The 25,238-nt window shown below is 49.1% G+C and carries 31 protein-coding genes and 1 pseudogene; 12 read left to right on the forward strand and 20 right to left on the reverse strand.

Going from position 1 to position 25,238, the window contains the following annotated elements; translation table 11 throughout:
* Window positions 1-288 precede the first annotated feature (288 nt).
* Both J4617_RS04885 and msrB read right to left on the reverse strand, forming a co-directional pair.
* The gene (locus J4617_RS04885; protein ID WP_001046864.1) at window positions 289-567 is read right to left on the reverse strand and encodes a YeaC family protein; all 279 of its coding nucleotides are present in this window, start codon (window positions 565-567) and stop codon (window positions 289-291) included.
* 41 nt (window positions 568-608) lie between these two features.
* Window positions 609-1,022 (reverse strand): peptide-methionine (R)-S-oxide reductase MsrB, encoded by a 414-nt coding sequence (msrB, locus tag J4617_RS04890; RefSeq protein WP_001519539.1) that lies wholly within the window; start codon window positions 1,020-1,022, stop codon window positions 609-611.
* Window positions 1,023-1,363: 341 nt separating this feature from the next.
* On the opposite strand from msrB, the gene gapA reads away from it, so the two are divergent.
* Window positions 1,364-2,359, forward strand: coding sequence for a glyceraldehyde-3-phosphate dehydrogenase (gapA, locus tag J4617_RS04895; protein ID WP_000153505.1), 996 nt, complete (start codon window positions 1,364-1,366; stop codon window positions 2,357-2,359).
* 334 nt (window positions 2,360-2,693) lie between these two features.
* Window positions 2,694-3,578: a D-hexose-6-phosphate mutarotase gene (locus tag J4617_RS04900; protein ID WP_000608662.1), complete on the forward strand. Its 885-nt coding sequence runs from the start codon at window positions 2,694-2,696 to the stop codon at window positions 3,576-3,578.
* A 98-nt stretch (window positions 3,579-3,676) separates the two neighbouring features.
* On the opposite strand, the gene J4617_RS04905 is transcribed toward J4617_RS04900, so the two are convergent.
* The 3 genes from J4617_RS04905 to J4617_RS04915 all read right to left on the reverse strand — a co-directional run bounded on the left by J4617_RS04905 (window position 3,677) and on the right by J4617_RS04915 (window position 6,863).
* Window positions 3,677-4,534, reverse strand: a complete 858-nt coding sequence (locus J4617_RS04905; protein WP_000843751.1) for an aldo/keto reductase — start codon at window positions 4,532-4,534, stop codon at window positions 3,677-3,679.
* Between the two features lie 96 nt (window positions 4,535-4,630).
* Window positions 4,631-5,827, reverse strand: a complete 1,197-nt coding sequence (locus J4617_RS04910; protein WP_017465440.1) for an anaerobic sulfatase maturase — start codon at window positions 5,825-5,827, stop codon at window positions 4,631-4,633.
* A gap of 289 nt (window positions 5,828-6,116) precedes the next feature.
* A complete protein-coding gene (locus tag J4617_RS04915; RefSeq protein WP_000163762.1) occupies window positions 6,117-6,863 on the reverse strand; it encodes a MipA/OmpV family protein in 747 nt (248 codons plus the stop codon).
* Window positions 6,864-7,290: 427 nt separating this feature from the next.
* Here J4617_RS04915 and yeaG point away from each other — a divergent pair, with 427 nt between their 5' ends.
* Both yeaG and J4617_RS04925 read left to right on the forward strand, forming a co-directional pair.
* Window positions 7,291-9,225, forward strand: coding sequence for a protein kinase YeaG (yeaG, locus tag J4617_RS04920; RefSeq protein WP_001518010.1), 1,935 nt, complete (start codon window positions 7,291-7,293; stop codon window positions 9,223-9,225).
* A 122-nt stretch (window positions 9,226-9,347) separates the two neighbouring features.
* Entirely contained in the window at window positions 9,348-10,634 is a 1,287-nt protein-coding gene (locus J4617_RS04925) for a YeaH/YhbH family protein (RefSeq protein ID WP_000219717.1), read from the forward strand.
* A gap of 149 nt (window positions 10,635-10,783) precedes the next feature.
* Here the strand turns inward: J4617_RS04925 and J4617_RS04930 are convergent, their stop codons facing one another.
* Window positions 10,784-10,981, reverse strand: a complete 198-nt coding sequence (locus J4617_RS04930; RefSeq protein WP_012218875.1) for a hypothetical protein — start codon at window positions 10,979-10,981, stop codon at window positions 10,784-10,786.
* 293 nt (window positions 10,982-11,274) lie between these two features.
* Here J4617_RS04930 and dgcJ point away from each other — a divergent pair, with 293 nt between their 5' ends.
* Together dgcJ and J4617_RS04940 are read left to right on the forward strand one after the other, a co-directional pair.
* Window positions 11,275-12,768, forward strand: coding sequence for a diguanylate cyclase DgcJ (gene dgcJ, locus J4617_RS04935; RefSeq protein ID WP_023198688.1), 1,494 nt, complete (start codon window positions 11,275-11,277; stop codon window positions 12,766-12,768).
* A gap of 49 nt (window positions 12,769-12,817) precedes the next feature.
* Complete coding sequence (locus J4617_RS04940) at window positions 12,818-13,336, forward strand: YbaK/prolyl-tRNA synthetase associated domain-containing protein (protein ID WP_162487925.1); 519 nt, start codon at window positions 12,818-12,820, stop codon at window positions 13,334-13,336.
* Here J4617_RS04940 and yoaI read toward each other — a convergent pair.
* Window positions 13,333-13,440 carry a small membrane protein YoaI gene (yoaI, locus tag J4617_RS04945; RefSeq protein ID WP_000272239.1) on the reverse strand — a complete coding sequence of 36 codons (108 nt, stop codon included), beginning with the start codon at window positions 13,438-13,440 and terminating at the stop codon, window positions 13,333-13,335. The two genes, J4617_RS04940 and yoaI, sit on opposite strands and share 4 nt — an antisense overlap.
* A 205-nt stretch (window positions 13,441-13,645) precedes the next feature.
* On the opposite strand from yoaI, the gene J4617_RS04950 reads away from it, so the two are divergent.
* Window positions 13,646-14,092 carry a DUF441 domain-containing protein gene (locus tag J4617_RS04950; protein ID WP_000460698.1) on the forward strand — a complete coding sequence of 149 codons (447 nt, stop codon included), beginning with the start codon at window positions 13,646-13,648 and terminating at the stop codon, window positions 14,090-14,092.
* On the opposite strand, the gene J4617_RS04955 is transcribed toward J4617_RS04950, so the two are convergent.
* Window positions 14,072-14,866: a helix-turn-helix transcriptional regulator gene (locus tag J4617_RS04955; RefSeq protein WP_000579793.1), complete on the reverse strand. Its 795-nt coding sequence runs from the start codon at window positions 14,864-14,866 to the stop codon at window positions 14,072-14,074. The genes J4617_RS04950 and J4617_RS04955 overlap by 21 nt on opposite strands.
* A 100-nt stretch (window positions 14,867-14,966) precedes the next feature.
* Here J4617_RS04955 and J4617_RS04960 point away from each other — a divergent pair, with 100 nt between their 5' ends.
* Both J4617_RS04960 and J4617_RS04965 read left to right on the forward strand, forming a co-directional pair.
* Entirely contained in the window at window positions 14,967-16,151 is a 1,185-nt protein-coding gene (locus J4617_RS04960) for a CynX/NimT family MFS transporter (protein WP_000205345.1), read from the forward strand.
* Window positions 16,152-16,269: 118 nt separating this feature from the next.
* A complete protein-coding gene (locus J4617_RS04965; RefSeq protein ID WP_001222527.1) occupies window positions 16,270-16,617 on the forward strand; it encodes a DUF488 domain-containing protein in 348 nt (115 codons plus the stop codon).
* On the opposite strand, the gene J4617_RS04970 is transcribed toward J4617_RS04965, so the two are convergent.
* Window positions 16,603-16,914, reverse strand: a complete 312-nt coding sequence (locus J4617_RS04970; protein ID WP_000487129.1) for a hypothetical protein — start codon at window positions 16,912-16,914, stop codon at window positions 16,603-16,605. The genes J4617_RS04965 and J4617_RS04970 overlap by 15 nt on opposite strands.
* Window positions 16,915-16,982: 68 nt before the next feature.
* Window positions 16,983-17,234, reverse strand: a complete 252-nt coding sequence (locus J4617_RS04975) for a DUF333 domain-containing protein (RefSeq protein ID WP_000673492.1) — start codon at window positions 17,232-17,234, stop codon at window positions 16,983-16,985.
* Between the two features lie 195 nt (window positions 17,235-17,429).
* Here J4617_RS04975 and J4617_RS04980 point away from each other — a divergent pair, with 195 nt between their 5' ends.
* Window positions 17,430-17,528, forward strand: a complete 99-nt coding sequence (locus tag J4617_RS04980; RefSeq protein ID WP_001589065.1) for a YoaK family small membrane protein — start codon at window positions 17,430-17,432, stop codon at window positions 17,526-17,528.
* A gap of 138 nt (window positions 17,529-17,666) precedes the next feature.
* On the opposite strand, the gene J4617_RS04985 is transcribed toward J4617_RS04980, so the two are convergent.
* From J4617_RS04985 to J4617_RS05010, 6 genes are all read right to left on the reverse strand, one after another.
* Complete coding sequence (locus tag J4617_RS04985) at window positions 17,667-17,915, reverse strand: GlsB/YeaQ/YmgE family stress response membrane protein (protein WP_000512149.1); 249 nt, start codon at window positions 17,913-17,915, stop codon at window positions 17,667-17,669.
* A gap of 313 nt (window positions 17,916-18,228) precedes the next feature.
* Entirely contained in the window at window positions 18,229-18,870 is a 642-nt protein-coding gene (locus tag J4617_RS04990) for a hypothetical protein (protein ID WP_001670462.1), read from the reverse strand.
* 229 nt (window positions 18,871-19,099) lie between these two features.
* The gene (locus J4617_RS04995) at window positions 19,100-19,282 is read right to left on the reverse strand and encodes a DUF1869 domain-containing protein (protein ID WP_000513733.1); all 183 of its coding nucleotides are present in this window, start codon (window positions 19,280-19,282) and stop codon (window positions 19,100-19,102) included.
* Between the two features lie 2 nt (window positions 19,283-19,284).
* Window positions 19,285-19,647: a DUF1971 domain-containing protein YeaR gene (gene yeaR / locus J4617_RS05000; protein WP_001248993.1), complete on the reverse strand. Its 363-nt coding sequence runs from the start codon at window positions 19,645-19,647 to the stop codon at window positions 19,285-19,287.
* A 172-nt stretch (window positions 19,648-19,819) separates the two neighbouring features.
* The gene (gene leuE / locus J4617_RS05005; protein WP_000457190.1) at window positions 19,820-20,458 is read right to left on the reverse strand and encodes a leucine efflux protein LeuE; all 639 of its coding nucleotides are present in this window, start codon (window positions 20,456-20,458) and stop codon (window positions 19,820-19,822) included.
* A 196-nt stretch (window positions 20,459-20,654) separates the two neighbouring features.
* Window positions 20,655-21,200 carry a chorismate mutase gene (locus J4617_RS05010; RefSeq protein ID WP_000617984.1) on the reverse strand — a complete coding sequence of 182 codons (546 nt, stop codon included), beginning with the start codon at window positions 21,198-21,200 and terminating at the stop codon, window positions 20,655-20,657.
* Between the two features lie 82 nt (window positions 21,201-21,282).
* Here J4617_RS05010 and J4617_RS05015 point away from each other — a divergent pair.
* Together J4617_RS05015 and J4617_RS05020 are read left to right on the forward strand one after the other, a co-directional pair.
* Window positions 21,283-21,450: pseudogene (locus J4617_RS05015) on the forward strand (hypothetical protein).
* Window positions 21,451-21,528: 78 nt separating this feature from the next.
* Window positions 21,529-21,777, forward strand: a complete 249-nt coding sequence (locus tag J4617_RS05020; protein ID WP_000208086.1) for a biofilm/acid-resistance regulator YmgB/AriR — start codon at window positions 21,529-21,531, stop codon at window positions 21,775-21,777.
* 254 nt (window positions 21,778-22,031) lie between these two features.
* On the opposite strand, the gene J4617_RS05025 is transcribed toward J4617_RS05020, so the two are convergent.
* The 4 genes from J4617_RS05025 to zinT form a co-directional block, all read right to left on the reverse strand.
* Window positions 22,032-22,880, reverse strand: a complete 849-nt coding sequence (locus tag J4617_RS05025; protein WP_000190263.1) for a MerR family transcriptional regulator — start codon at window positions 22,878-22,880, stop codon at window positions 22,032-22,034.
* A 68-nt stretch (window positions 22,881-22,948) separates the two neighbouring features.
* Window positions 22,949-23,542, reverse strand: a complete 594-nt coding sequence (locus J4617_RS05030) for a helix-turn-helix transcriptional regulator (protein ID WP_001738208.1) — start codon at window positions 23,540-23,542, stop codon at window positions 22,949-22,951.
* 144 nt (window positions 23,543-23,686) lie between these two features.
* Window positions 23,687-24,475: a cryptic aminoglycoside nucleotidyltransferase ANT(3'')/ANT(9) gene (gene aadA, locus J4617_RS05035; RefSeq protein ID WP_000175797.1), complete on the reverse strand. Its 789-nt coding sequence runs from the start codon at window positions 24,473-24,475 to the stop codon at window positions 23,687-23,689.
* A gap of 108 nt (window positions 24,476-24,583) precedes the next feature.
* The gene (gene zinT, locus J4617_RS05040) at window positions 24,584-25,231 is read right to left on the reverse strand and encodes a metal-binding protein ZinT (protein ID WP_001537483.1); all 648 of its coding nucleotides are present in this window, start codon (window positions 25,229-25,231) and stop codon (window positions 24,584-24,586) included.
* Between the last annotated feature and the right edge of the window lie 7 nt (window positions 25,232-25,238).

The raw sequence follows: 25,238 nt of genomic DNA on the forward strand, positions 1-25,238 counted from the left end.
GGCCGGATACGTCACGTCAGCGCCGCTACCAGGCAAAGCTCAACGCAGGCTGGAGAGCGCTTCTAACAAAACAGATTAAAAAGCGCGGGCTGGCTGTCGCAATGTTCTGGGAATAAGGCACCGATGACAATAATCAGTTAGCGACACAGTTGGCGGACTCGCTGGACATTAAGCGTTATTCGTAAAAATATGGCGGGCCTGTGTCTGGCAGCAATGAGCAGGCCCGGTAAGCACAACGCATTGGCAATTAAACCACCGGATGGCGACTACCTCTTATCCGGCTCCCCGTTACTGCATTTTCAATGTCGCAATCGGCTTTGACGTAATACCGAAATCCGCTTTGAGCTGCTGCTTGCTTTTCATCACCATCTGACCGTGAGTATCGATCGTCATATGTTGCGCTTCGGTATTGTGCCGCGCCTGCCATAGCATCACCAGTTGCAGGCTGTTTTCTTTCTGTTCCGGCGTCAACGCCACGCCATCCGGCCACTTACCCAGCTCAACGGCGGTGGATAAACGTTGATACACTTCCGGCGTCATGCTGTTAATGATCTCATCAAGATTCATGATGTGTCCGCTCCTGTGGAATAATTTGCTGAATCGTTTTTTCAGCCTTTCAGTTGATCGCCGTTTTTCTCGTCAGAAAAGGCCAGCGAGGCCGAGTTAACGCAATAGCGCTCACCGGTTGGCTGCGGCCCGTCCGGGAAAACGTGTCCGAGATGCGCATCGCAGTTACCGCAACGAATTTCGACACGCTGCATTCCATGAGAAAAATCGTCTATGTAACGAATCGCCTCTTCGCTGACAGGCTGGTAAAAGCTAGGCCAGCCGCAGCCTGAATCGTATTTGGTGTGGGAGTGAAAAAGCGGCGTATCACAGACCAGGCAGTGATAAACCCCATCGCGTTTATTATGTAGCAGGCGTCCGGTAAATGGCGGTTCTGTGCCACGATCCTGCGTCACGTAGAATTGCATTTCGGACAATTTTTTCTTGAGTTCTTCTGCTGAAGGTTGGTTAGCCATTTGCTCACATCTCACTTTAAACGTGCTCACATTGCCTGACCGATTCTAACAAAACATTAACACCTCAGTACCAACTTTTGTTCTAAACTTGATCATTGCGAAATGGCGGCTCACGAATCGTGACTGATGTCACATTATTATCTCGGTTGCCCTTTAAAATTCGGGGCGGCGCCCCCATGTGGTTTCAAGCCGAAAGGAAGAGTGAGGCGAATCAGCCGCGCAAAGGTTGTGCAGAGGATTGATTTGTCGCAATGATTGACACGATTCCGCTTGACGCTGCGTAAGGTTTTTGTAATTTTACAGGCAACCTTTTATTCACTAACAAATAGCTGGTGGAATATATGACTATCAAAGTAGGTATCAACGGTTTTGGCCGTATCGGTCGCATTGTTTTCCGTGCTGCTCAGAAACGTTCTGACATCGAGATCGTTGCAATCAACGACCTGTTAGACGCAGAGTACATGGCATACATGCTGAAATATGACTCCACTCACGGCCGTTTCGACGGTACTGTTGAAGTGAAAGACGGTCATCTGATCGTTAACGGTAAAAAAATCCGTGTTACCGCTGAACGCGATCCGGCTAACCTGAAATGGGACGAAGTTGGTGTTGACGTAGTGGCTGAAGCTACCGGTATCTTCCTGACTGACGAAACCGCGCGTAAACACATCACCGCTGGCGCGAAAAAAGTGGTTCTGACGGGTCCGTCTAAAGACAACACCCCAATGTTTGTTAAAGGCGCTAACTTTGACAAATACGAAGGCCAGGACATCGTTTCCAACGCTTCCTGCACCACCAACTGCCTGGCGCCGCTGGCTAAAGTTATCAACGACAACTTCGGCATCATCGAAGGTCTGATGACTACTGTTCACGCGACTACCGCAACCCAGAAAACCGTTGACGGCCCGTCTCACAAAGACTGGCGCGGCGGCCGCGGCGCATCTCAGAACATCATCCCGTCCTCTACTGGCGCTGCTAAAGCGGTAGGTAAAGTACTGCCGGAACTGAATGGCAAACTGACTGGTATGGCGTTCCGCGTTCCGACTCCGAACGTATCCGTTGTTGACCTGACCGTTCGTCTGGAAAAAGCGGCTACCTACGAGCAGATCAAAGCTGCTGTTAAAGCTGCTGCCGAAGGCGAAATGAAAGGCGTTCTGGGTTACACCGAAGACGACGTTGTATCTACCGATTTCAACGGCGAAGTATGCACTTCCGTGTTCGATGCTAAAGCAGGCATCGCGCTGAACGACAACTTCGTGAAACTGGTCTCCTGGTACGATAACGAAACCGGTTACTCCAACAAAGTACTGGACCTGATTGCTCACATCTCCAAATAAGTTGAGATGACACAGTCATTGGTAAGAGCGACTCAGGTCGCTCTTTTTTTTGCTTAAAGATATACCCGTCATACTTCAAGTTGCAGGTGTGTTGGCTATGCTTTCTCACCCGAATCACTGACGGAAGTCGAACTTATCGGGATGAATCAGGGATGTCCATGTCCCTGGCCGGAGATGACCTACGGTTGTTCAAATTCGTTCCCGATGAATTTGTCGTTCACTTGCCGCGTTACTCGGCCTGCGGCCTCGCCTCTACGGGCCAGCGCAAGCACTGGTCAAGGCACAAGCGCCTTGTCATGCAACTCGAATTATTTAGGGTTAAGAGGATTGCGTAATGATTAATAAAATTTTTGCCCTCCCGGTTATCGAACAGCTTACCCCTGTCCTTTCCCGTCGTCAGCTTGATGACCTGGATCTGATCGTCGTTGACCATCCGCAGGTGAAAGCCTCTTTTGCATTACAGGGCGCGCACCTTCTCTCCTGGAAACCCGTTGGCGAGGAAGAGGTATTGTGGCTCAGTAATAATACGCCTTTCAAAACCGGCGTGGCGCTACGCGGCGGCGTACCGATCTGCTGGCCCTGGTTTGGACCTGCGGCTCAACAGGGTCTGCCGTCACACGGCTTTGCGCGTAATCTTCCGTGGGCGCTAAAAGCGCATAATGAAGATGATAATGGCGTAATGCTGACATTTGAGCTGCAAAGCAGTGAGGCCACCCGGAAATACTGGCCGCACGATTTCACGCTGCTGGCTCGTTTTAAAGTGGGTAAAACCTGTGAAATTGAACTGGAAGCGCATGGCGAATTTGCAACCACATCCGCGCTCCACAGCTATTTTAACGTTGGCGACATCGCCAACGTTAAGGTCAGCGGACTCGGCGATCGGTTTATTGATAAAGTTAACGACGCTAAAGAAGGTGTCCTGACCGACGGTATACAAACCTTTCCGGACCGTACCGATCGCGTTTACCTCAATCCTGAAGCATGTAGCGTGATCCACGATGCGACATTAAACCGCACGATTGATGTGGTCCACCACCATCACCTTAACGTCGTAGGCTGGAACCCTGGCCCGGCGTTGTCCGTCAGCATGGGCGACATGCCGGATGACGGCTATAAAACGTTTGTCTGCGTTGAAACGGTTTACGCTACTGCGCCGCAACAAGCCACAGAAGAAAAACCCTCTCGTCTGGCGCAGACTATCTGCGTCGCTAAACGCTAAAAGTGAATGGATAACGGCGTTACTATAGGATCTGAAAGGCGTCAGCCGCCATCAGGCATGACCTGCCGGATGGCGGCGCTTACACATTTTATCCGGCGTCACACCATATCCAACGCGGTTTTCCCTTTTGGCGCAGGCCAGGCGTTGTCCAGTAAGGCAAGTTCGTTTGCTGACAAGGCGATCTCAAGCGCCGCCGCATTTTGCTTCACGTGTTCTGTACTTCCGGCTTTCGGGATCGCCATCACGCCCGGATGCGCAATCACCCACGTCAGTAAGATTTGCGCCGCCGTAGCGTTATGCGCTTGCGCAATTTCATTCACCACCGGATGATTCAGTAAACCGCTACGTAACCGGCCAGCCTGCGCCAGCGGGCTATAGGCCATCACTGGCATTCGCTGTTGTTGACACCACGGCAATAAATCATACTCAATACCACGTGACGCCAGATGATAGAGCACCTGATTTGTCGCGCATTGCTGTCCCCCAGGGATGCGCCACAGCGCCTGCATATCGTCATAATCAAGATTAGAGACTCCCCAACGGCGAATTTTCCCCTGCGCGATTAGCCGCTCCATACCTTCAACGGTCTCTTCGAATGAAAAGCTTCCGGCCCAGTGCAATAGATAGAGATCGAGATAATCTGTTTTCAGGCGACGCAGGCTTTCTTCACAGGCGGCAACTATCTTCTGGCCGCCAGCGTTCCACGGGTACACTTTTGACACCAGAAATGCCTCATCGCGTCGCCCTGCTAACGCCTCGCCCACGACCTTTTCCGCCCCGCCGTCGGCATACATTTCCGCTGTATCAATAAGGCGTAACCCCAAATCCAGCCCCGCGCGCAACGCCGAAACCTCGCGCTGACGTTGATCCGCGCGCTCGCCCATATACCATGTTCCCTGTCCGATGGCAGGAAGCGTCACCTGCCCGCAAAACGTTACGTTTTTCACTGATTTCATTTCCTTTTCAATGTCACTCGACGGTAAAACAATACAGGACTCTTAGACCCTACGGTAATGTCCGGCATCATACCGCGCAAGGGGGCGATTTTCTTGTCACTGACGAACGTCATCCGCAATCATGTCGACGATGCGGGTAATATGCGCGGCGGGTCGCTGATTCAGTAATAATTGACGCATCACATTCATATAGGGCGTCACATGTTGAAAGAACTCCAGATATCCTTTACAGAGATAATTTTGCCGTTCGCCGCCGTCCATACAAATTCGATGTTTCGGACAACCGCCGTGACAGGCAAAGCGCCACGTACAGTTCTGGCAGCGTGAGGAAAGGTTTGCTTTAGCCGCGCCAAACTGCTGCTGAAAAGGAGAGGCCGCCATTTCTTCTAAAGAGTGTTGCTGCAGATTGCCCAGTTTATAGGCGGGAAAAACAAAATGGTCGCAGCTAAACACGTCGCCATTCTGCTCCACCAGCAAACTTTGCCCGCAGGTCGACTGCATCGTACAAAGCGTGGCGGGCTCCCCCATCCAGACGCCAAGTAAGTTATCAAAAAGCTGTACGAATATGCGTCCGACATCGTGACGTATCCATTGATCAAAAACATCGCACATAAAGGCCCCCCACCCTTCAGGCGTGACGGAAAAGGGCATCAGCGAAGGCGAATCTTCATTATCAGATAACGTCAAAGAACGCTGCGCTTTTTGCGCGAGCGGCTCAACAATGGGAATAAATTGCAGGTGTTTACTTTCCAGTTCCTGCGTCAAAAAATGATAAATAGCGTTGCCATGACGGCATGACGCATCATTCACGACAGTGAGCGTGTTGAACTCGACATCATTTGCCTGCAGAAGGCGGATAGCATTAACGACTCGGGAAAAAGACGCCCGCCCTGACGGCGTTTTCCGGTAATTATCATGAACGACTTGCGGCCCATCAATCGATATACCAATCAGGAACTGATGCTGCGCAAAGAATGCCGCCCACTCTTCATTGATTAATACGCCATTGGTTTGCAGACTGTTGTAGATAGTTTTGCCGTTGGCATAGCGTTGCTGCAAGCGCACCACTTTGTGGTAAAAAGAAAGACCGCATAGCGTCGGCTCTCCCCCCTGCCAACAAAACGAGACCTCTGAGGATGGCGTATCATCAATTACCCGGCGGATATACGTCTCCAGCACATCGTCAGACATGACGCGCTGGCCCCGGGGTTTATCAAGATAGAAACAGTACTTGCAGGATAAGTTACACAGACTGCCGCTGGGCTTGGCTACGGTATTGAATACTATGCTCATTCGTCTTACTCGCTGTGAAGAATGGGTATAGCATAAGCGGGACGTGACAGGGCGATATCAGCCAGCATTGCAACAATTATTACGCTAATTGTTAGCGCAGTTGTAATCACCTGGATTTTTCATATAAAAGGCTAGTTTTTTAAATTGATGTAACAAAGTATAAATCACGTAAGGCTGCGCCATCCCCGGTCAACAGCGCATTTATGCAAGCCGCCATGTTCGCGTTTCAGTTAGCACAAAGCCTGCATAACGCAGGCTTTGTCATGGTTTTTCCGGCAAATTCAATCAATCAGAATCTATAGGTCACGCCAGTAGAAAGGATACCGGTCCAGGATTTATCCACCATCGGGCTGTCGGTAATTTCATCCGACAGGCGGGTGTAGCGCGCAGTACCATATACGCTCCAGTTACCGGCGAAATTATAGTTAGCGCTAAGTTCAAGATACGGGTTCCAGCTATCGTTCGGGTTATAGCCGCGCAGGCCGCTACGCGAAGATTCTTTACGTGATACGCCGTAATAGTAATCGTTCTGGTTCTCGCTATTCCATTCAACCCCGATACCTGGCGTTAAGGTCAGCCCGCCATTGGTATACCGATACAGCCAGGCCAGATCCCAGACAATACCGTTACTGTTATCCAACGTATCCCCTGCCAGTGAGGTACGCAGGAATCCATACTGGGTGTGATGCGCGTAAGAAACGCCCGCCATCATAGTACTTTTACGCCTGTCCAGACGACGCAACTGATGGTCATCGCTGTCGCCCGGTTTGAAGTACATCGGGGACCAGTATGCCATGATTGATAACTTATCGGCATTGTCATTCCACAAGTAGTACCCGCCGCCCAGACCACGGAACCAGAAGTTTTCGCTTTCATAAGCGATGACCGGTATCGGATAAACATCGCTATCGTAATCTTTATAAGGGTGTTCAACCACACCAACGCCTGCGCCCAACGTCAGGTTGCTTTCAGCGTGCGCGACGCTGGCGGATGTTGCAATAAACACGCCAAGAGCCAGAAGTTTAAGTTTGGTCACAATCCATAATTCCTTATTCAAATGTTCTGCGGCAAAAGTGTAACCGCCAATACCTGTAAGCCCAACTATTTTACACAATGTAACCGTTTAATATCACCACCACCGATTATTTTCAGATGATCGGCTGATGATCGTTATGTGACCGGGAACGCTTTTTCTGATATCCACCAGCCTTTTCTACCTGATGAGTTATTGATATGTCATCGAAATCCACTGACGCGTACAGGCAAGTTTTGCAAATGCCATCTACGCTTAATGTTAAGAAGGTGTATCACCGGACACGTTGATCTTCTGACCAATAAAATGGCATGAGAGTTGCTTTTTTTTTCCTTAGCAGAGACGGCGTTCAGTCTACCTCTTCCGGGAGCCTCTACTATTCATATGAACGGCTCTTAACATGTGCGAAAAAACGAAAGGATGGCATATCATGAATATATTCGATCACTATCGCCAGCGTTACGAAGCTGCCAAGGACGAAGAGTTCACACTGCAGGATTTTCTTACCATTTGTCGGCAAGATCGCAGTGCTTATGCCAACGCGGCAGAGCGGCTATTAATGGCTATCGGCGAGCCTAATATGGTCGACACTGCCCAGGAACCCCGACTTTCCCGACTCTTCTCCAACCGGGTTATTGCTCGCTATCCTGCGTTTGAAGAGTTTTACGGCATGGAAGACGCGATTGAACAGATTGTCTCTTATCTAAAACATGCGGCGCAAGGGCTGGAAGAGAAGAAGCAAATTCTCTATTTGCTGGGACCTGTGGGGGGTGGCAAATCATCGCTCGCTGAACGGCTGAAATCGCTAATGCAGCGCGTGCCAATTTATGTTTTAAGCGCCAACGGCGAGCGTAGTCCGGTCAACGATCATCCGTTATGCCTGTTTAATCCGCAGGAAGACGCGCAGATTCTGGAAAAAGAGTACGGTATTCCGCGCCGCTATCTCGGTACGATTATGTCCCCGTGGGCGGCCAAACGCCTGCATGAGTTTGGCGGCGATATTACTAAATTCCGCGTGGTGAAAGTCTGGCCCTCCATTCTGGAGCAGATTGCCATCGCCAAAACGGAACCCGGCGATGAAAACAACCAGGATATTTCGGCGCTGGTCGGCAAGGTGGATATTCGTAAACTCGAACATCACGCCCAGAACGATCCGGATGCGTATGGTTACTCTGGCGCGCTATGCCGCGCTAACCAGGGGATCATGGAGTTCGTCGAGATGTTTAAAGCGCCTATTAAGGTGCTGCACCCCTTGCTGACCGCAACTCAGGAAGGTAACTACAATGGTACGGAAGGTATTTCCGCCCTGCCCTTTAATGGCATCATACTTGCCCACTCAAACGAATCTGAATGGGTGACTTTCCGTAACAATAAAAATAACGAAGCGTTCCTCGACCGTGTCTATATTGTGAAGGTGCCTTATTGCCTGCGAATCTCCGAAGAGATCAAAATCTACGAGAAACTACTTAATCATAGCGAGCTGGCTCATGCGCCCTGCGCGCCGGGCACATTGGAAACGCTTTCGCGCTTCTCGATTCTTTCCCGCCTGAAAGAGCCGGAAAATTCCAGTATTTACTCGAAAATGCGCGTTTATGACGGTGAAAGCCTGAAAGATACCGACCCTAAAGCCAAATCGTACCAGGAGTATCGCGACTATGCGGGCGTGGACGAAGGGATGAACGGTCTCTCCACCCGATTCGCCTTTAAGATCCTCTCCCGCGTATTCAACTTCGACCATGCGGAAGTGGCGGCAAACCCGGTACATCTGTTCTACGTTCTGGAACAACAAATCGAGCGTGAACAGTTCCCGCAGGAGCAGGCTGAGCGTTATCTGGAGTTCCTGAAAGGCTACCTGATCCCGAAATACGCCGAATTTATCGGCAAGGAGATCCAGACGGCCTATCTCGAATCTTATTCTGAGTACGGGCAGAACATTTTTGATCGTTACGTGACTTATGCGGATTTCTGGATTCAGGATCAGGAGTATCGCGACCCGGATACCGGTCAACTGTTCGATCGCGAGTCGCTGAACGCCGAACTGGAAAAAATTGAAAAACCAGCGGGTATCAGTAACCCGAAAGATTTCCGTAATGAGATAGTAAACTTTGTCCTGCGCGCCAGAGCCAACAATAGCGGCCGTAATCCAAACTGGACCAGTTACGAGAAGCTGCGCACGGTGATTGAGAAAAAAATGTTCTCCAATACTGAAGAGCTGTTGCCGGTCATTTCTTTTAACGCCAAAACGTCGACTGACGAGCAGAAAAAGCATGACGACTTTGTCGATCGGATGATGGAAAAAGGGTATACCCGTAAGCAAGTTCGTTTGCTGTGCGAGTGGTACCTGCGCGTGCGTAAATCGTCGTGATGTTAATGCCCGGTGGCGCTTGCGCTTACCGGGCCTACAAAGTAATGTTCTGTAGACTGGCTAAGCGTTAGCGCTATCCGGCACTGACAGAACAGGCGCTCAGTTGGCAGTACGGGGGGCATATGACCTGGTTCATAGACCGACGTCTTAACGGCAAAAATAAAAGCACGGTGAATCGCCAGCGCTTTTTGCGTCGTTATAAAGCACAAATTAAGCAGTCGATTTCCGAAGCGATTAATAAACGCTCTGTGACCGATGTCGACAGCGGAGAGTCCGTCTCTATTCCAACCGATGATATTAGCGAACCGATGTTTCATCAGGGGCGCGGCGGTCTGCGCCATCGCGTCCATCCGGGTAACGATCACTTTATCCAGAATGATCGCATTGAGCGTCCGCAAGGCGGTGGCGGCGGCGGTTCCGGTAGCGGTCAAGGTCAGGCCAGCCAGGACGGCGAAGGCCAGGATGAGTTTGTTTTTCAGATTTCAAAAGATGAGTATCTGGATCTGCTCTTTGAAGATTTAGCGCTGCCTAATCTGAAGAAAAACCAGCATCGCCAGCTTAACGAGTATAAAACTCACCGCGCCGGTTTCACCTCAAACGGCGTACCGGCCAATATCAGCGTGGTACGTTCGCTACAAAACTCTCTGGCGCGCCGTACAGCAATGACGGCAGGAAAACGCCGCGAACTGCACGCGCTGGAAACGGAACTGGAGACCATCAGCAAAAGCGAACCAGCGCAACTGCTTGAAGAGGAGCGGTTACGTCGGGAGATTGCCGAACTACGGGCTAAAATCGAGCGAGTGCCGTTTATCGACACCTTTGATTTACGCTATAAAAATTATGAAAAACGGCCTGAGCCCTCCAGCCAGGCGGTGATGTTCTGTCTGATGGACGTCTCGGGTTCGATGGACCAGGCAACCAAAGATATGGCCAAGCGTTTTTACATTCTGCTCTATCTGTTTTTGAGCCGAACATATAAGAACGTAGAAGTGGTTTATATCCGCCACCATACCCAGGCGAAGGAAGTGGACGAACATGAGTTCTTTTATTCGCAAGAGACCGGGGGGACGATTGTCTCCAGCGCGCTTAAACTCATGGATGAAGTAGTTAAAGAGCGCTACGACCCCGGTCAGTGGAACATCTATGCGGCGCAAGCGTCAGACGGTGATAACTGGGCCGACGATTCACCGCTGTGCCATGAGATTCTGGCGAAAAAGCTGCTGCCGGTAGTGCGCTATTACAGCTATATCGAGATTACCCGCCGCGCCCACCAGACCTTATGGCGCGAGTATGAACATCTGCAGGCGACGTTCGATAACTTCGCCATGCAGCATATTCGCGATCAGGAGGATATTTATCCGGTATTCCGCGAATTGTTTCAGAAACAGAGCGCCAATCAAAGCGCATAACCATAAATCAGCCCGTAATGAGTCACGGGCTGATTTATCACTAACAAGGCAATTATACATACTACCACTATAATAGCCGTAAACCTGTATATCTCCTGACTGGATTAACCTTACATGCGCCGACTTATCACTGAAATACTATGGATTTATTAATGCCAGCAATACTCACCAGGAGGTGGCGGTAATTGCAGAGAATCAGGGGGTTGTAGTTTGCAAAAAAGCCATGGACCCGAAAAATCAAAATCCCACGGACTATCACTACCCGACGCTGCCATAGCAGACGACGTGAACCCCGCAGCCAGCAATGCAAAAAGAAAAATTGTTGCCATTTCTTTAAATCGTTTCATAGTGCCTCCGAACGGAAGTACATTATTATCCTTACCACTTCACACTCCTTTCGCGTAATAATAAAGGCTATTTTATTTTCGTTAGTGTTAAATCGATGCCGTTAATTAACAATTTACTTTTTGCGACAATAGTCACGACTGAAAATATCAACACCATATATTATTGAATTTATTAAATCGAGAATGATTTTTATTCCATAACATCAACACGTTTTATTTTTAAACAGTCTATTAGAGGAATTCTCATCGCTATGGTAAACTAACGCATCCGACTTTCAGGGCTGTAGTTCATCATGAATTTGCATCATAAAGCGCTCAGGCACTTTATCTCGGCAAGCGTCATCGTTTTGACATCGTCCTTCCTGATTTACGAACTTATTGCCAGCGACAGGGCAATGAATGCCTATATGCGTTATATCATGGAGAGAGCCGATTCGTCGTTTTTGTACGATAAGTACCAGAATCAGAGCATCGCCGCACATTTGATGCGAACTTTTGAAGCGCCGGGAGACCCCGTCACCGCAGAAAAACACCGCGCGTTTTGCGACGCCTTTGAAGCTATTAACGGTACGCACGGTGTCAACCTGACCCGGCATAATTATCCGGCGCTACATGGTACTCTGCAAACCGCCGCTACACAGTGTACCGATAATCTTGATGACGCCCTTTTACTGCCTGCATTTGATCAGGCGGTAAGCATCAACCGTTCGCAGGACGACCATAGTCACGGGCTGGGCACACTGGAGCTTAAATTCCGTTATTACGTTGATTTAAATAAACATTATGTCTATTTCTATGATTTAATCAACTCACGGCGCTTCGCCATGCATCGTTGGACTTTTTTACAAAAAGGCACAATGGGTATTAACAGAAAAGATATAGATAAACTTTTTACCGGCCGTACGGTTATTTCAAGTATCTACATGGATGATATTACTCAGGAAAACGTCATGAGTTTTTTAACGCCAGTCTATCTGGCGGGATCGTTAAAAGGCATCGTGATGGTGGATGTTAACCAGGATAATTTAAAAAATATTTTTTATACCCAGGACCGTCCGCTGGTTTGGCGTTATCTTAACGTAACACTAAAGGATATGGACTCCGGAAAAGAAATTATTATTAATCAAAGCAAAAATAATCTGTTTCAATATGTGAATTATAGCCATGATATCCCTGGTGGGCTGCGCGTTTCGTTGTCCCTTGATTTAACCTATTTCCTTGTCTCGTCCTGGAAAGCGCTGGCCTTTTACTTACTGGCAACGGCGCTCCTGCTTAATATGGTACGGATGCACTTTCGGCTTTATCGCAACGTCACACGCGAAAATATTAGCGATGCCATGACCAGGCTTTACAACCGTAAAATATTAACACCGGTGCTGGAACAGCGACTGCAACGCCTGGTCAATACCGGGACGCCGGTGACATTTGTCGCTATTGATTGCGATAGGTTAAAACTGATCAACGATACCCAGGGGCACCAGGAAGGCGACCGAATTATAACCCTGTTGGCGAAAGCGATTAAAACATCGATTCGTAAAAGCGATTACGCCATTCGCCTCGGCGGCGATGAGTTCTGTATTATTCTTGTTGATTACGCGGCGGATTTGGCTATCCATCTGCCGGAGCGTATTATTCGTAACCTGCAAATTATCGCACCGGATAAGACAGTCCATTTTTCTGCCGGGATTTATAATATGCAGCCCAATGATACGATTAATGATGCCTACCAGGCTTCCGATGCACAGCTCTATCTGAACAAACAACAAAAACAACATCGTTCATCATAGTGCTTCGCAGTAAATGTTCATATTGCACCAGGAGTGAGAAATGGCCGAAATGACTGAAGTCGGGAAGGGTGTCGCTACACACCAACGTTTAGTGGCTTTATTAACCCAGGAGAACGCGCGCTATCGTGTGGTGAACCATGAAGCGGTAGGGAAATGCGAAGCGGTATCTGAAATACGCGGTACTGCGCTGGGCCAGGGCGCAAAAGCGCTGGTCTGTAAAGTCAAAGGCAACGGCGTCAACCAGCACGTTCTTGCTATTCTGGCGGCCGATCAGCAAGCCGACCTCTCTCAGCTTGCTTCACATCTGGGCGGCTTACGCGCTTCCCTTGCCAGCCCGGCGGAAGTCGATATGCTGACCGGCTGCGTTTTTGGCGCGATCCCGCCTTTCAGTTTTCACCCTAATCTGAAACTGGTCGCCGATCCGCTCCTGTTTGAGCGTTTCGATGAAATTGCCTTTAATGCCGGCCTGCTGGAAAAATCAGTCATTATGAATACACAGGACTATCTGCGCATCGCCCGACCAGAACTGGCAGTCTTCCGCCGCTTTCAGTCATCGCCAACGGCTTAGTCCCCTTCCCCTTCAAGGAGCAATACAGACACAACGATAATGATAAAAATGGCGAAAAACGACGCCGTAATCATCAGCGCTTCAAGAAACGGTGGATCGTACATAATTGTATCCTCAGGAAGACAACAATGACGGTTCACCTGTTAGCAATACGCGGCGTTGATGGCAATTTAATGACAACGCTGTTTTTCACGTAGAGATTGTCTTTCAGGCAGTTGCCTGAAATCCGCATCAATCGTTAAAAAGGCCTGTGCGCTTTGCCGTTTGGGCGTAAAGTAGTCAGGCTTACTTTTTGGCAAGGAAACCATAATGTTTGATGTCACTCTGCTGATCCTGCTCGGACTGGCAGCTCTGGGATTTATCAGCCACAACACCACTGTCGCCGTCTCAATTCTGGTGCTGATTATTGTCCGCGTAACCCCGTTGAATACCTTTTTTCCCTGGATTGAAAAACAGGGACTCACCGTCGGGATTATCATTCTGACCATCGGCGTAATGGCTCCCATCGCCAGCGGAACCCTACCGCCCTCCACATTGATCCACTCTTTTGTGAACTGGAAATCGCTGGTCGCGATTGCTGTCGGCGTTTTCGTCTCCTGGCTGGGCGGTCGCGGCATTACGCTGATGGGAAACCAACCGCAGCTCGTCGCCGGGCTGCTGGTCGGTACGGTACTTGGCGTCGCGCTGTTTCGCGGCGTGCCGGTCGGCCCACTGATTGCGGCGGGGCTGGTCTCCTTAATTGTGGGGAAGCAGTAACTCGCCCGTCAGATACTGGCCTGGGGTCTGCCCCAGGCCTTTTTTAAACATGGTAATGAATGCCGTGGTGGAATCATAGCCCAGCATTTGCGCCGTCTGTTGTACATTACGCCCCGCGATCAGCGCTTGTAGCGCCAGAATTAATTGCAACTGATGACGCCAGCGACGAAAGCTTAGTCCCGTCTCTTTGACGACCAGCCGGGCAAGGTTACGCTCGCTCATCGCGAATACGCTGGCCCACTGCCCTAACGTATTCCATCGCGCGGGCTCCTGCGCCATTGTCTCAACCATTTGGCGAATTTTCGGATGCCCCGATACCGGTAATTGCAATTGTTCCTGCGGCTGCTGCGGCAGTTCATCAAACAACACCTGAATAAGGCGCTGCGTTGGCATTTGCGCTCTTTCGGGATCGGTTCTGCGCGCCAGCGACAAAATCAACTCCCGGCATAACGGCGAAATTTTCAGCGTGCAGCAACGCTCCGGCATGACGACCGCTGCAGGTTCAATAAATAAAAAGCACAGCTCCGCCCCTGCGGTCACATGATTACTGTGCGGCAGCGAGCCGGGGAGCCAGACGGCATACTGGGGCGGAACCATCCACATCGCATTTTCCACCTCACAGGTGATCGCGCCGTGCAGAGCGAGGATCAACTGTCCCTTGCGATGCTGATGGCGAGGGCTAAACAGTTCATCATCCCTGGCGCGAATACAAAAGGCCACAGCGGCATCGTGGTGAAGGTCGGGATCGTAACCATCCAGTCTCAGGCCAATCATTATATTGTCCGATTTTAGCGATAAATTGTCATTTTAGCTTGATTCATCCAAACAGTAAAAACTGTTAAGGTATCGCCTCGCCTGACGAGATGAGAAAACGATGACGACAGCCCTTTCACCACGCGGCAAACAGGGCGCTTTACTGATTGCCGGTATTTTGATGATAGCCACTACGCTGCGCGTAACATTTACCGGCGCTGCGCCGTTGCTGGAGACAATCCGTTCGGATTACGGTCTTTCCACCGCCCAGACGGGCCTGCTAACAACCTTGCCGCTTCTGGCGTTTGCACTGGTTTCGCCGCTGGCGGCCGGTATTGCCCGCCGGTTTGGGATGGAACGCAGTCTGTTTGCCGCAATGCTGCTGATTTGCGCGGGTATTGCTCTCCGCTCCCTGCCCTCCGCTGCATTGTTGTTTGCCGGAACTGCCATTATTGGGTGCGGGATAGCGCTGGGTAATGTGCTGCTACCAGGATTGATTAAGCGCGATTTTTCACAACATGTCGCCAGGCTGACGGGCGCGTACTCATTGACGATGGGCGCCGCCGCCGCGTTGGGGTCTGCGCTGGTGGTTCCGCTGGCGTTGCACGGTTTTGGCTGGCGCGGCGCGCTGTTAATGCTAATGCTGTTTCCGCTGTTGGCGTTTCTTATCTGGTTGCCGCAGTGGCGCACTACCCGCTCAGCTAACCTGAGTAGCTCCCGGGCATTACATGAACGCGGTATCTGGCGTTCGCCTTTAGCCTGGCAAGTTACGTTGTTTTTGGGACTTAACTCACTGATTTATTATGTAATTATCGGCTGGTTACCAACAATACTCATCAGCCACGGTTACAGCGAAGCACAGGCAGGATCGCTACATGGCCTGCTGCAACTGGCGACCGCGGCGCCTGGGTTAGCCATTCCGCTTATTTTGCCTCGCTTTAACGATCAACGCTGGATTGCCGCGCTGGTCTCACTCTTGTGCGCAGTGGGCGCGGCGGGGCTTTGGTTTGTGCCGGGCCAGGCGATCATCTGGACGCTACTGTTCGGCTTCGGTACAGGCGCGACGATGATCCTCGGCCTGACGTTTATCGGCCTGCGCGCCAGTTCGGCGCATCAGGCGGCGGCGCTTTCCGGCATGGCGCAGTCGGTCGGGTATTTACTGGCGGCATGTGGGCCGCCCGTCATGGGAAAACTTCATGATGCCAGCGGTAGCTGGTATCTGCCGCTATCGGGCGTAACGGTTCTGGCTATCATCATGGCGATTTTCGGCCTCTACGCCGGACGCGATCGAGAGATAGCGTCATAAATAAACCTGATACCCACTTGAATGCCTGATGACGCTTCGTTTATCAGGCCTGATCCATTAAAATCATTACCGCTATCCGACAAAAGTACCGTAAGCGACACCATCACAGGAGGGAAAAATGCGAATCCAGTGTAAGCGCGTCTATTTCCCGGCGGAAAAAGACGATGGTTATCGGGTATTGGTTGACAGGCTATGGCCGCGAGGCATTAAAAAAGCAGCGCTGGTCTATGATGAATGGAATAAGGCCATTACGCCCTCCACCGAATTGCGCAAAGCCTTTCATAGCGAACTGATTGATTTTAACCACTTCGCGCAGCAATACCGGGCAGAACTTGCGCAACAGCATCAAGAAGGCAAACGTCTGGCGGATATTGCCCGACACCAGCCGCTAACGTTGCTATACGCCGCTAAAGATACTCGCCAGAACCATGCCATTGTGCTGGCAGAGTGGCTACGAGAGCTGTGATTGTCGTGCCGCCGCCTGGCCTGGTTGTCTGTCCGGGGACAACGGCATCAAATGTTCTGCCCGCACCCAGGCAAAACCGTGCTGGCCATCGGCGGAGGCTACATCGCCCGTGACCAGCCACAGCGCCCGAGGCGCTTCTTTCGGCAGTAAGGTGACGTGTCCATTTACCGGGTTAATGAATTCATCTCCGGGTTGACACAGGCAAAATAGCTCAACCGATTTACCAATATTCCGCCGTCCGGCGGGTGTTTTAGCGCCAATAACTATTGCCAACGCGCCCGGCTTTAACTGAAACATATTTTCTTGCGCCGCATGAAACTCATTATCAGATTGTTCTTAATCATATCCCGTCGGACCGCAGGTTGTCACTTTTTCGTATCAGGGTGCTCTCTGCGCCATAATGTCCACTCATCAATGATTTCGCCATTGGGCAATTTGCAATCGGAACGCACGCCTTGTGGGGTCTGCACCGGCATCAGCGTACCGCCCTGTTGCTCACAGTAGACGGCTGCCGGATTAGGCATCCCAATACGCGGCGGCCTGGGGGCGTTGGGTTGCGACGATGAACAAGCGCTCAGCAGCAATACGCCTGGCAACGCAATCCACGTAAATTTCATAACGACTCCTTAAAGCGATATTTTGTCCAGGATAACCTGGCGGGTACGCTATTTCCATACTTTCTGTCAGCGCTTTAGTGGGTGTTTATCCCGGGTTAAGTCAGTAATAACCACGCCCTGTCACAAAGCAACCGACCTTTTGTCGCTGAGAAAACCCTGCTATTCTGGCGCCCCCTGAACAGTGAAGGTAATAGCATGAGAGTGGGTATCCTCTTCCCTGTCGTCATTTTCATTACGGCAATATTATTTTTGGCATGGTTTTTTATTGGCGGTTACGCCGCGCCGGGAGCATAACCATGAGGAAAACAACGATGGTGTTGATGGGCATCGCGCTAATTGCGGTGGCGGGTACCGAACTGGGCTGGTGGTAAATTCATTTTGAATAATAAAGGCTACCTGTCGTAGCCTTTATTATCTCTGAAAGTTCTGCGTTTAGCTTTTGATTTTTCTGTAGATTAACAGCACGACAATCGCGCCGATCACCGCGACTGCAAAGCTGCCGAAGTTGAAACCATCCACTTTGCCAAAGCCAAAGAACGTACTGATCCATCCTCCGACTACCGCACCAACGATCCCCAGAATGATCGTCATAAAGAATCCGCCGCCATCTTTACCTGGCATGATCCACTTAGCCAAAATACCCGCAATAAGTCCAAAAATAATCCATGAAAGAATGCCCATTTTTTCCTCACTTATGTCTTAACGTTAGCGGTTTATTTGCCGTTAAAAAGAATAGCACATCGTCAGGAAAGTAAAGTTTGTGATATCCATCACCTTTTAGCGCCGTGGATAAAAGCGCATAAATATCAGGGTTGCAATCATTAATGATAACGATTATCTTTATCAACACCGAGTAGTTGAGTTTATAACCCACCTGTTCGGTACGACATTGCTCACATTGCTTCCAGTATTATTTGCCCGCCTCACCGAGTGCGGGCTTTTTTTGCTAACCGCTATCTATCCCATGTCGAATTCATGGTCTTTTTCAGCCGCGCTATTTTGCGTGATACGGGGTCATCTCCAGCGCCGTACATTCATCCTGCTTGTCCTGCTGCATAAACACCACGGTCACCATAAACAAACCGATCATAAATGGCACTTCATAAAGCTCTTCAATCAAATCTGTGTAACGCGCGTTATGCAGGAATATCGGCGACAACCAGCGATGATGCTCGACAGTGTCGGAAATCAGATATGAACATGCCGTCACGGTAAACAGCCACAATGGCAGAGGAACGTCCCGCAGACGACGAACAATCTCCTTACGTAGCCCGGCAGAAAACAGGACTGGCAATACCAACGCAGCAATTAATATCACTGAAATCGTTCTGAACAGCATACGCGGCTCGTCAGGGAAATAGTCACGCCCCCAACTGGTGCTTCTACCCAATAGCACCACCCACCAGACAACAGCCCATAGCCAAAACTGCTTTGCCCCTTCGGGACGGGAAAGTGGCCGTATATACCAGGCGGTAAATAGCGCCCCAAACAGTAACCATAACGCTTGTCCGTTTTCAATCCATCGGACCACCACGCCGTTAAGCAAAGGCAATTGCCAGTCCGCCGTAAACGGGATGACCACAGCGGCAAGCGCAAGAGTAAGTGCTGACGAAGTTAATCGGGTATCGAGTTTCATGATTATAAGACTCTTCTGGTTTTTAATACCCAATCATAAGTTTTATGAATACGCTCTCATTAGCAAACAATGCGATATTCTTAATGTTTTCTTAATGTTTCTTTTCAACCCATGTCTGATGTAAATAAACAGCGCTTTTCAATACGCAAAAACCGCATCACGCTGGCGACGCGCGATGCGGCTTCTGATTTAAAAAATCACTTTATATCAAATAGATACTACAAGATCCTTACCAACCGCAAACGTCGTGTTCGTTTTCGGTATCGTAGGAACGCACGGTATTGACCAAATCCTTCACAACTTCTGCTGCAACTTCAGGTACCAGCAACGTCATCGGTGCTTCCGTTTCATAGTCCACAGAGACGCCGTTGCTATTATTCGTGACCGTGACGGTATAAGTAGCTTTTCCCATTATTATTCTCTCCCGGCATGAATGACTTTTCGTGAGGTCGCCCCTTCCATCAGTACTTCCGGCGCGACAAAAAAGTCGATGTTAAAATAGGTATCATCCGTCATGACCTCAATATTGTGCCACTTTTCCGGAGGAAACACGCCAAACTCGCCGGCATTGATCACCATGATCTCTTCCGGCTCAGAGCAATGTTCATCAGCGTATCCGAGATATTTGACCGCCCCCTGCATCACCGAGAGGCGAGGATAAACGCCGGGTCGCGTTCCCTTATCAAGGTGGCGTTCGAAAATTCCGGCAGGCGCCGTCTCTTTGTTCCAGAATGGCGTGGAACGTGTATGAATATGATTTTGTGGAATTTGCCGCATTTGCTTCCCTCTTCACGCAGGTTACTCAGCGATAATCTCATCGCTGTCGTAAAAAGGTTACGCTCCAAAAACAGTATTTTAAATACCATTTATTGGTTACTATTTTGCTGTTTTCCACGCAATAAAACCGAAAGGAGAGCAATGACCCGCCGTTGACGACGGGTCCAGGTGGTTAAGACTGGAGCGTTGCCAGCCGGGCGGCAAATCCGACGAAAAGAAGGCCAATCAAAGAATTGCCCACTTTTGCCAGTTTCTTTTTGGTACCAATATAGTGGGTTACAAAAGCGCCAGAAAGAATTAAAAAGCTCAGATAGCAAAAACTGACGATTTCAAGGGTGGTGGCCAAAATAAAAAATGACACCCCAGTATGCGGCGCAGTAACATCAATAAATTGCACAAAAAAGGAAACATAAAAAAGTATGGCTTTAGGATTCGTCAGGCTAAGAATTAAAGCACGCTTAAAAATAGCGCCAAAAGGAACTACCGTTTCCGTCGCCGCACGCCCTTTTGAGGTCAGCGTGGCGTAAAGGATTTTTGCGCCAAGGTAGAGCAGATAAAACGCGCCGAGATAGCGAACAATGTTAAACAGAACCGGCGTTGTTTTGATCAGCGTCGCCACGCCCGCATACGCCAGAAACATTAATATCGCATCGCCGATAAACACACCGCATGCGGCAAGATATCCTCCTTTAACCCCGCGTCCCACGCTGTTTTTAAGCACAAAAAGCGTATTCGGCCCCGGCACCAGAACGATAAAAATCGCCCCAACCAGGTACGTCCAATAATTCAGAACACCATACTCCGCGAACACATTAACCTCTTCCTGAAAACATTTACGCTTAGCTGCGAAACAGTATGCTAACGAATGCACCGGAAGATGGGAAGCGAAACCATGTCTCTCCAGCCGCTATTCCGCCACGCTTATATCCCCATCACCCAAAAACGTTCTTGTATCGCGCCCCCCGCAGGCAATCACCAGGTATTGGCCCACGTTTCCTCGTGGGGAATTAACGCGCGCGTCGCACCAAAGACAGAGATGCCAACACATCACTGATATCGCTCTCATTCAGATTCGGCGCATTAAAGTGCGTTCTCAGCCACACCATATCCTCATGGCTGAAAGCGCCGACCATCAGGCGCTGGCTGATAATGATCAACATTTGATTATCAAGTTGTCGAATACGTTGCCGGGTGACCGACAAGGTTTGTATCGGAAAGGAGGGTTCTGGGCCGGTTCGCCACTGCGCTAAATAGCGGTACTGTATCGCTTTACTGGCATCCATTAGCGAACGAATAAAAGGGGTTATCGAATGCGGGTCCAGACCGTTATTTTTCGCTTCTTCTTCAGCCTCGGCAAAAACATTTTGTTCACGCGTGAAATCCTCTATCGGCAGATGGTGCTTCATTTTATAAGCAGCCACATCTTTCATTAATAACATGCGTTCATTGAGCGCGGTTAAGAGTGCGCCAAGCGATACCGATGTTACCGAATCGGCAAAAGTGGTGCTGCACATCAATAAAGAACAAAGAAAAATGGCGATATGACGAATCATTAATCAACCTCCTTTTACGGAGGCCTGACAGTAATTTACCTTTATTAAGATAACATTAAGTAATTATTACAGATGGGTATTAATGCTTATTCGTTTAAACTGGAGTGAGAAACTGGAGTGATAGAAAGAACAGGCCGTTGATTCTGCGGAATCTTCACCTTCATTTAAAGTGTATAAAATATACAACAAATCACACAAATGTGATGCATATCACGTTTGTGTGATTTTTTATTACAGTTTTATGATATAGGTCTAACTTTAATAGGTCACTAATTTCTCTCCCCCGCTCAGGGAGATCGGCTTCAATTTACATCGAATATGGTGAAATATGACTACCATTACACTAGTCAACGAACAAAATAGTACTGGCAATCCTTTTTCTGCACATATGTTATGTGAACAGCGAGCTATTCAGGAAATTACTTACGAACTATTGCAATCGCAGCAGCATGTCTCAAATAAGGATATCATCGCCAAACTTATTGAAAAACTGGAAACAGAAAAAGACGTAGTGCAGCTTGATATTTACCGTAATGCCTTAGAAGCCGTTTTGTTTCAGACACCTGACGACATCTAATATATACCCAAAATAATTCGAGTTGCTTAAAGGCGGCAAGGGAGTGAGTCCCCAGGAGCATAGATAACTATATGACTGGGGTGAACGACAAATCTGCCGGGAGCAGGTTTGAACGTCGCGTGCGACGGCCCGTCAGGGCGAGGCCCATGGATGGGCCGAGTAATCCGTAGCCAACACATAAGCAACTTGAAGTATGAAGAGTATAAACAAGGGAGGGGTTTACTCCTCCCCTGTTCGTTAATAATGCAGATGCCTCAACGTGCGGTGCCTGATTTTTCGTAGCCGTTTGCATGGATTTGCGGTGCAACATGCTGCATGCTTTCTGGCATCTCATGCTGCCGATATACGGCTGGCAGTAATGTTAAGCCTGAGCCATTTTTCACATGAAGACTAAATTTACCCGATTCTTTTAAAGCCTGAATAAGATTTTCCTGCGCGGGAGTTAATGTCTCATCATGCCACAGAACAATATGCTCGAAAGACGTTGATAAAAGATCGGGCATCGGCGCCTGCCAGGGGATGACTTCAACTCGCATACCTTCACTACAATATTTAATCGTTTCCAGCCATAGCTCAATGGGGTCGTTCAGCGAAAACGCAGCAATAAGCATTGTGCCTGCTGGCGCCTTTCGTACGCTACTTAGCTGGAACGTGGCGTATTCAATAATCGCAGTATCCAGTAATGCCTTTTCAAATCGGCGTGCATCATCATCGCCTGCGGACAACCACAGCCGTAAAGGACGCAGTATTGACTCAATTACGATACACGGCGGAATTTCCCGACCATAACGCCAGAGTAATTTTCGCAATTTGGCGGGTTCGAATTTTCTACACTGCGCTAAAATCTCTTCCTGGTAGAATAACCATCCCGAGCGGCAATGCGTTTCTTCACCATAGAGGGCAGGTTTAATCTCTTTTAATGAAAAGCCTTTGCTTAACGCGTCGATAATATGCTGTATTCTGATAGCATCTTCTATGCAATAAAAACGATTGCCAGCTTCATCTTTGGTAGGTTGAAGCAGGCCATAGCGTTCCCAGGACCTGATATTTGCTGTTGTGACACCACACTGCGCCGCCATTGCGCTAATACTAAAAGTAGCCATGCCTGTCTGGCCTCATGATGATGTAAGAAAGCATAGTGAACCTAAACGCCATCAGAAGCAAATCATTATTAAGCAATGACCTTACTATTTACACGGGAAATTACATTATCAACATTATTTATTGTAAGCCAGTGCGTAAAGGCTTTAGAAACGGACAGTATTTGATAATCCAGAACTGTTCTACAACCTAATTTAGTCAGAACATGGTAGCGTACTGAGTAAATAGTTTTTAAATGTACATTCAGCTCACAGCTTATTTGTCGGATATCCATTCCTTTAACAAGCATCGCCAAAACATTTCTTTCATTCGCCGTTAATCTGACTTTCTCTGACCTGGGAAAAAATTGACCAGCAGCGGCCAAAATCAGTAATTCGCGCCACTCAGCAATAGAGGCATCGACCTTTATTCGATATATGACATGATGTTCATCAATAAAGTTATATTCATTATGGGTAACAATTCCAATGAGTACCGTTTTAAATGTGGAAGTAATATACTGCTGTACGGTGTAGTAATCGTCGATATCAAAAATAATATAATTTACGTTGCCAGCTATTATTGCGACGTCCTTAAATAAGGACTCCAGACCATAATTAAGAAACAGGTTTTCGCTCAATAGTCTTGTATCTGTCTTTAAAACAGATGATGCGGAACCAGTCATATCCACCTCAACAAAACGAGAGCCATGTGGGAATATCCATTCGATGGCCCGCATAAGATCATCTGCTTACTTCAGCGATGAGAACCTATTAAGTAGTAGTTGAGGAACGCCGTTTGCGCAACCTGACAGACGTCCTGGGGCATCTTATGTGAACTGCGTGGGGATGTGCGCTTTGGCAAAATCCACAAAGCGTACGACCGCAGGCAGCAAAATATGCCAGTCCTGTTGCTCCAGACCTAAATATTCACGCTGCGCCGCACGCAACGTGGCAGCATAATCTTCTGGCAACTGAGGTAACAGCCAGTCAGCCGCCGCATCCTTAGAGGTAAATCTCCCGGTAGAAAGGGTATACCAGATACGCGCCAGGGTTAAAACGATATGATACTCATCTCCCTGCACATCTGCCGTGGATTGCCAAAGGTCGAGGGGATAACGCAAGGCCTTCAGCAACTGCGCCGCAGGGGCTGGCGTGAACAGCCGTTCCGCGCGTTCTCCCTTTAGCGGTATACTGGTTTCCAGAATTTGGGTTATCAGTAACACCATGTCCCAGTCCTGCTGCGCTGGTTCATAAATCCCCTGACAAATGTCCTCTCTTAGCCACTCGCCAAATTGCATTTCCCGGGCAGGTGGAAAACACCAGGGAACCAGCTGCGAATAAAGCACGACAGTGACCTCCAGAGCGCGTTTTTCTGCCGACGCCCCCGGCGGCGATGAAAGCGCCAGCAATTCCTGCATCAGCGTTGCGCGTTGGGCCTCCGTCAGCGGCTGGCATATTGTCACCAGTAGATCAATGTCGCTGTTTGGCTTCAGACCGCCCGCGACAGCGGAACCATATAAATGAATAGCACGCAACGTATCGCCTGTGACACGAGTAATCAGGCGACATGCCGCTTCCGTTTGGCATTGAATCGAGGGCGGTATGGACAGTGTCATCATCGCTCCGGGGGCGCAGGTATTTTTTATATTGGTTGCCAGAAATATGGCATAACGGCAGAAAAAAAGCTCACTATTCATAGCGAGCTTTTAACATTGCAATCAGACTTAATGATGTAGCATTTCGTCAACGACCTCATTCGCCTTTAACTGATAAGGATAATAGGTAGGCCAGTTTTCCATCTCTTGCAACAATGCCTGCTGCGAGGTATTTCCCATAAAGATATGGAAGTGCGCCGATTTGCGCGGGGCAATGATATGATCGCTAAACTGAACATATTTAGGCGCTTTGCTATTCGCATCTTTACATTCGAACAGGTAGCGCACCCCTTTTTTACCCGATGCGTAAGTCAGAATTTTATAGCCGGCATAATTGTATTTACAGGATGCAACGTTATTGTCGCGATGGAATTCTATAACGCCATTTTCAATGCCGATCGTCTCAACATTCGTCGCGTATCCTTTGCGATAATACGCTTTAATATCCTCAAACGTTTTCTCCGGGTCTTTCTTCGCCTTTTGCCTGAAGACAGGGTCCAGCTCGCCGCTGACCAGATAAGGATAGACGGATTGCCACATACCATCCCAGTCGGTGAGCGCGCGATCGCGTACATTAGCGTCATCAAACACGCCCGCTGCCGCTTTTTGCTCAACCTCCGTCATCGGCGCGCCATGAGCATGATGACCATGCGCGAAGGCAGGACTATTTACCAACAGCATTCCCAGAAGCATTGTCAGTTTTTTTAAATGAATCACCAAAACG

It is taken from the genome of Salmonella sp. 32010601201800023SM, from assembly GCF_017572235.1.
In the GTDB taxonomy this organism is placed as follows: domain Bacteria; phylum Pseudomonadota; class Gammaproteobacteria; order Enterobacterales; family Enterobacteriaceae; genus Salmonella; species Salmonella enterica.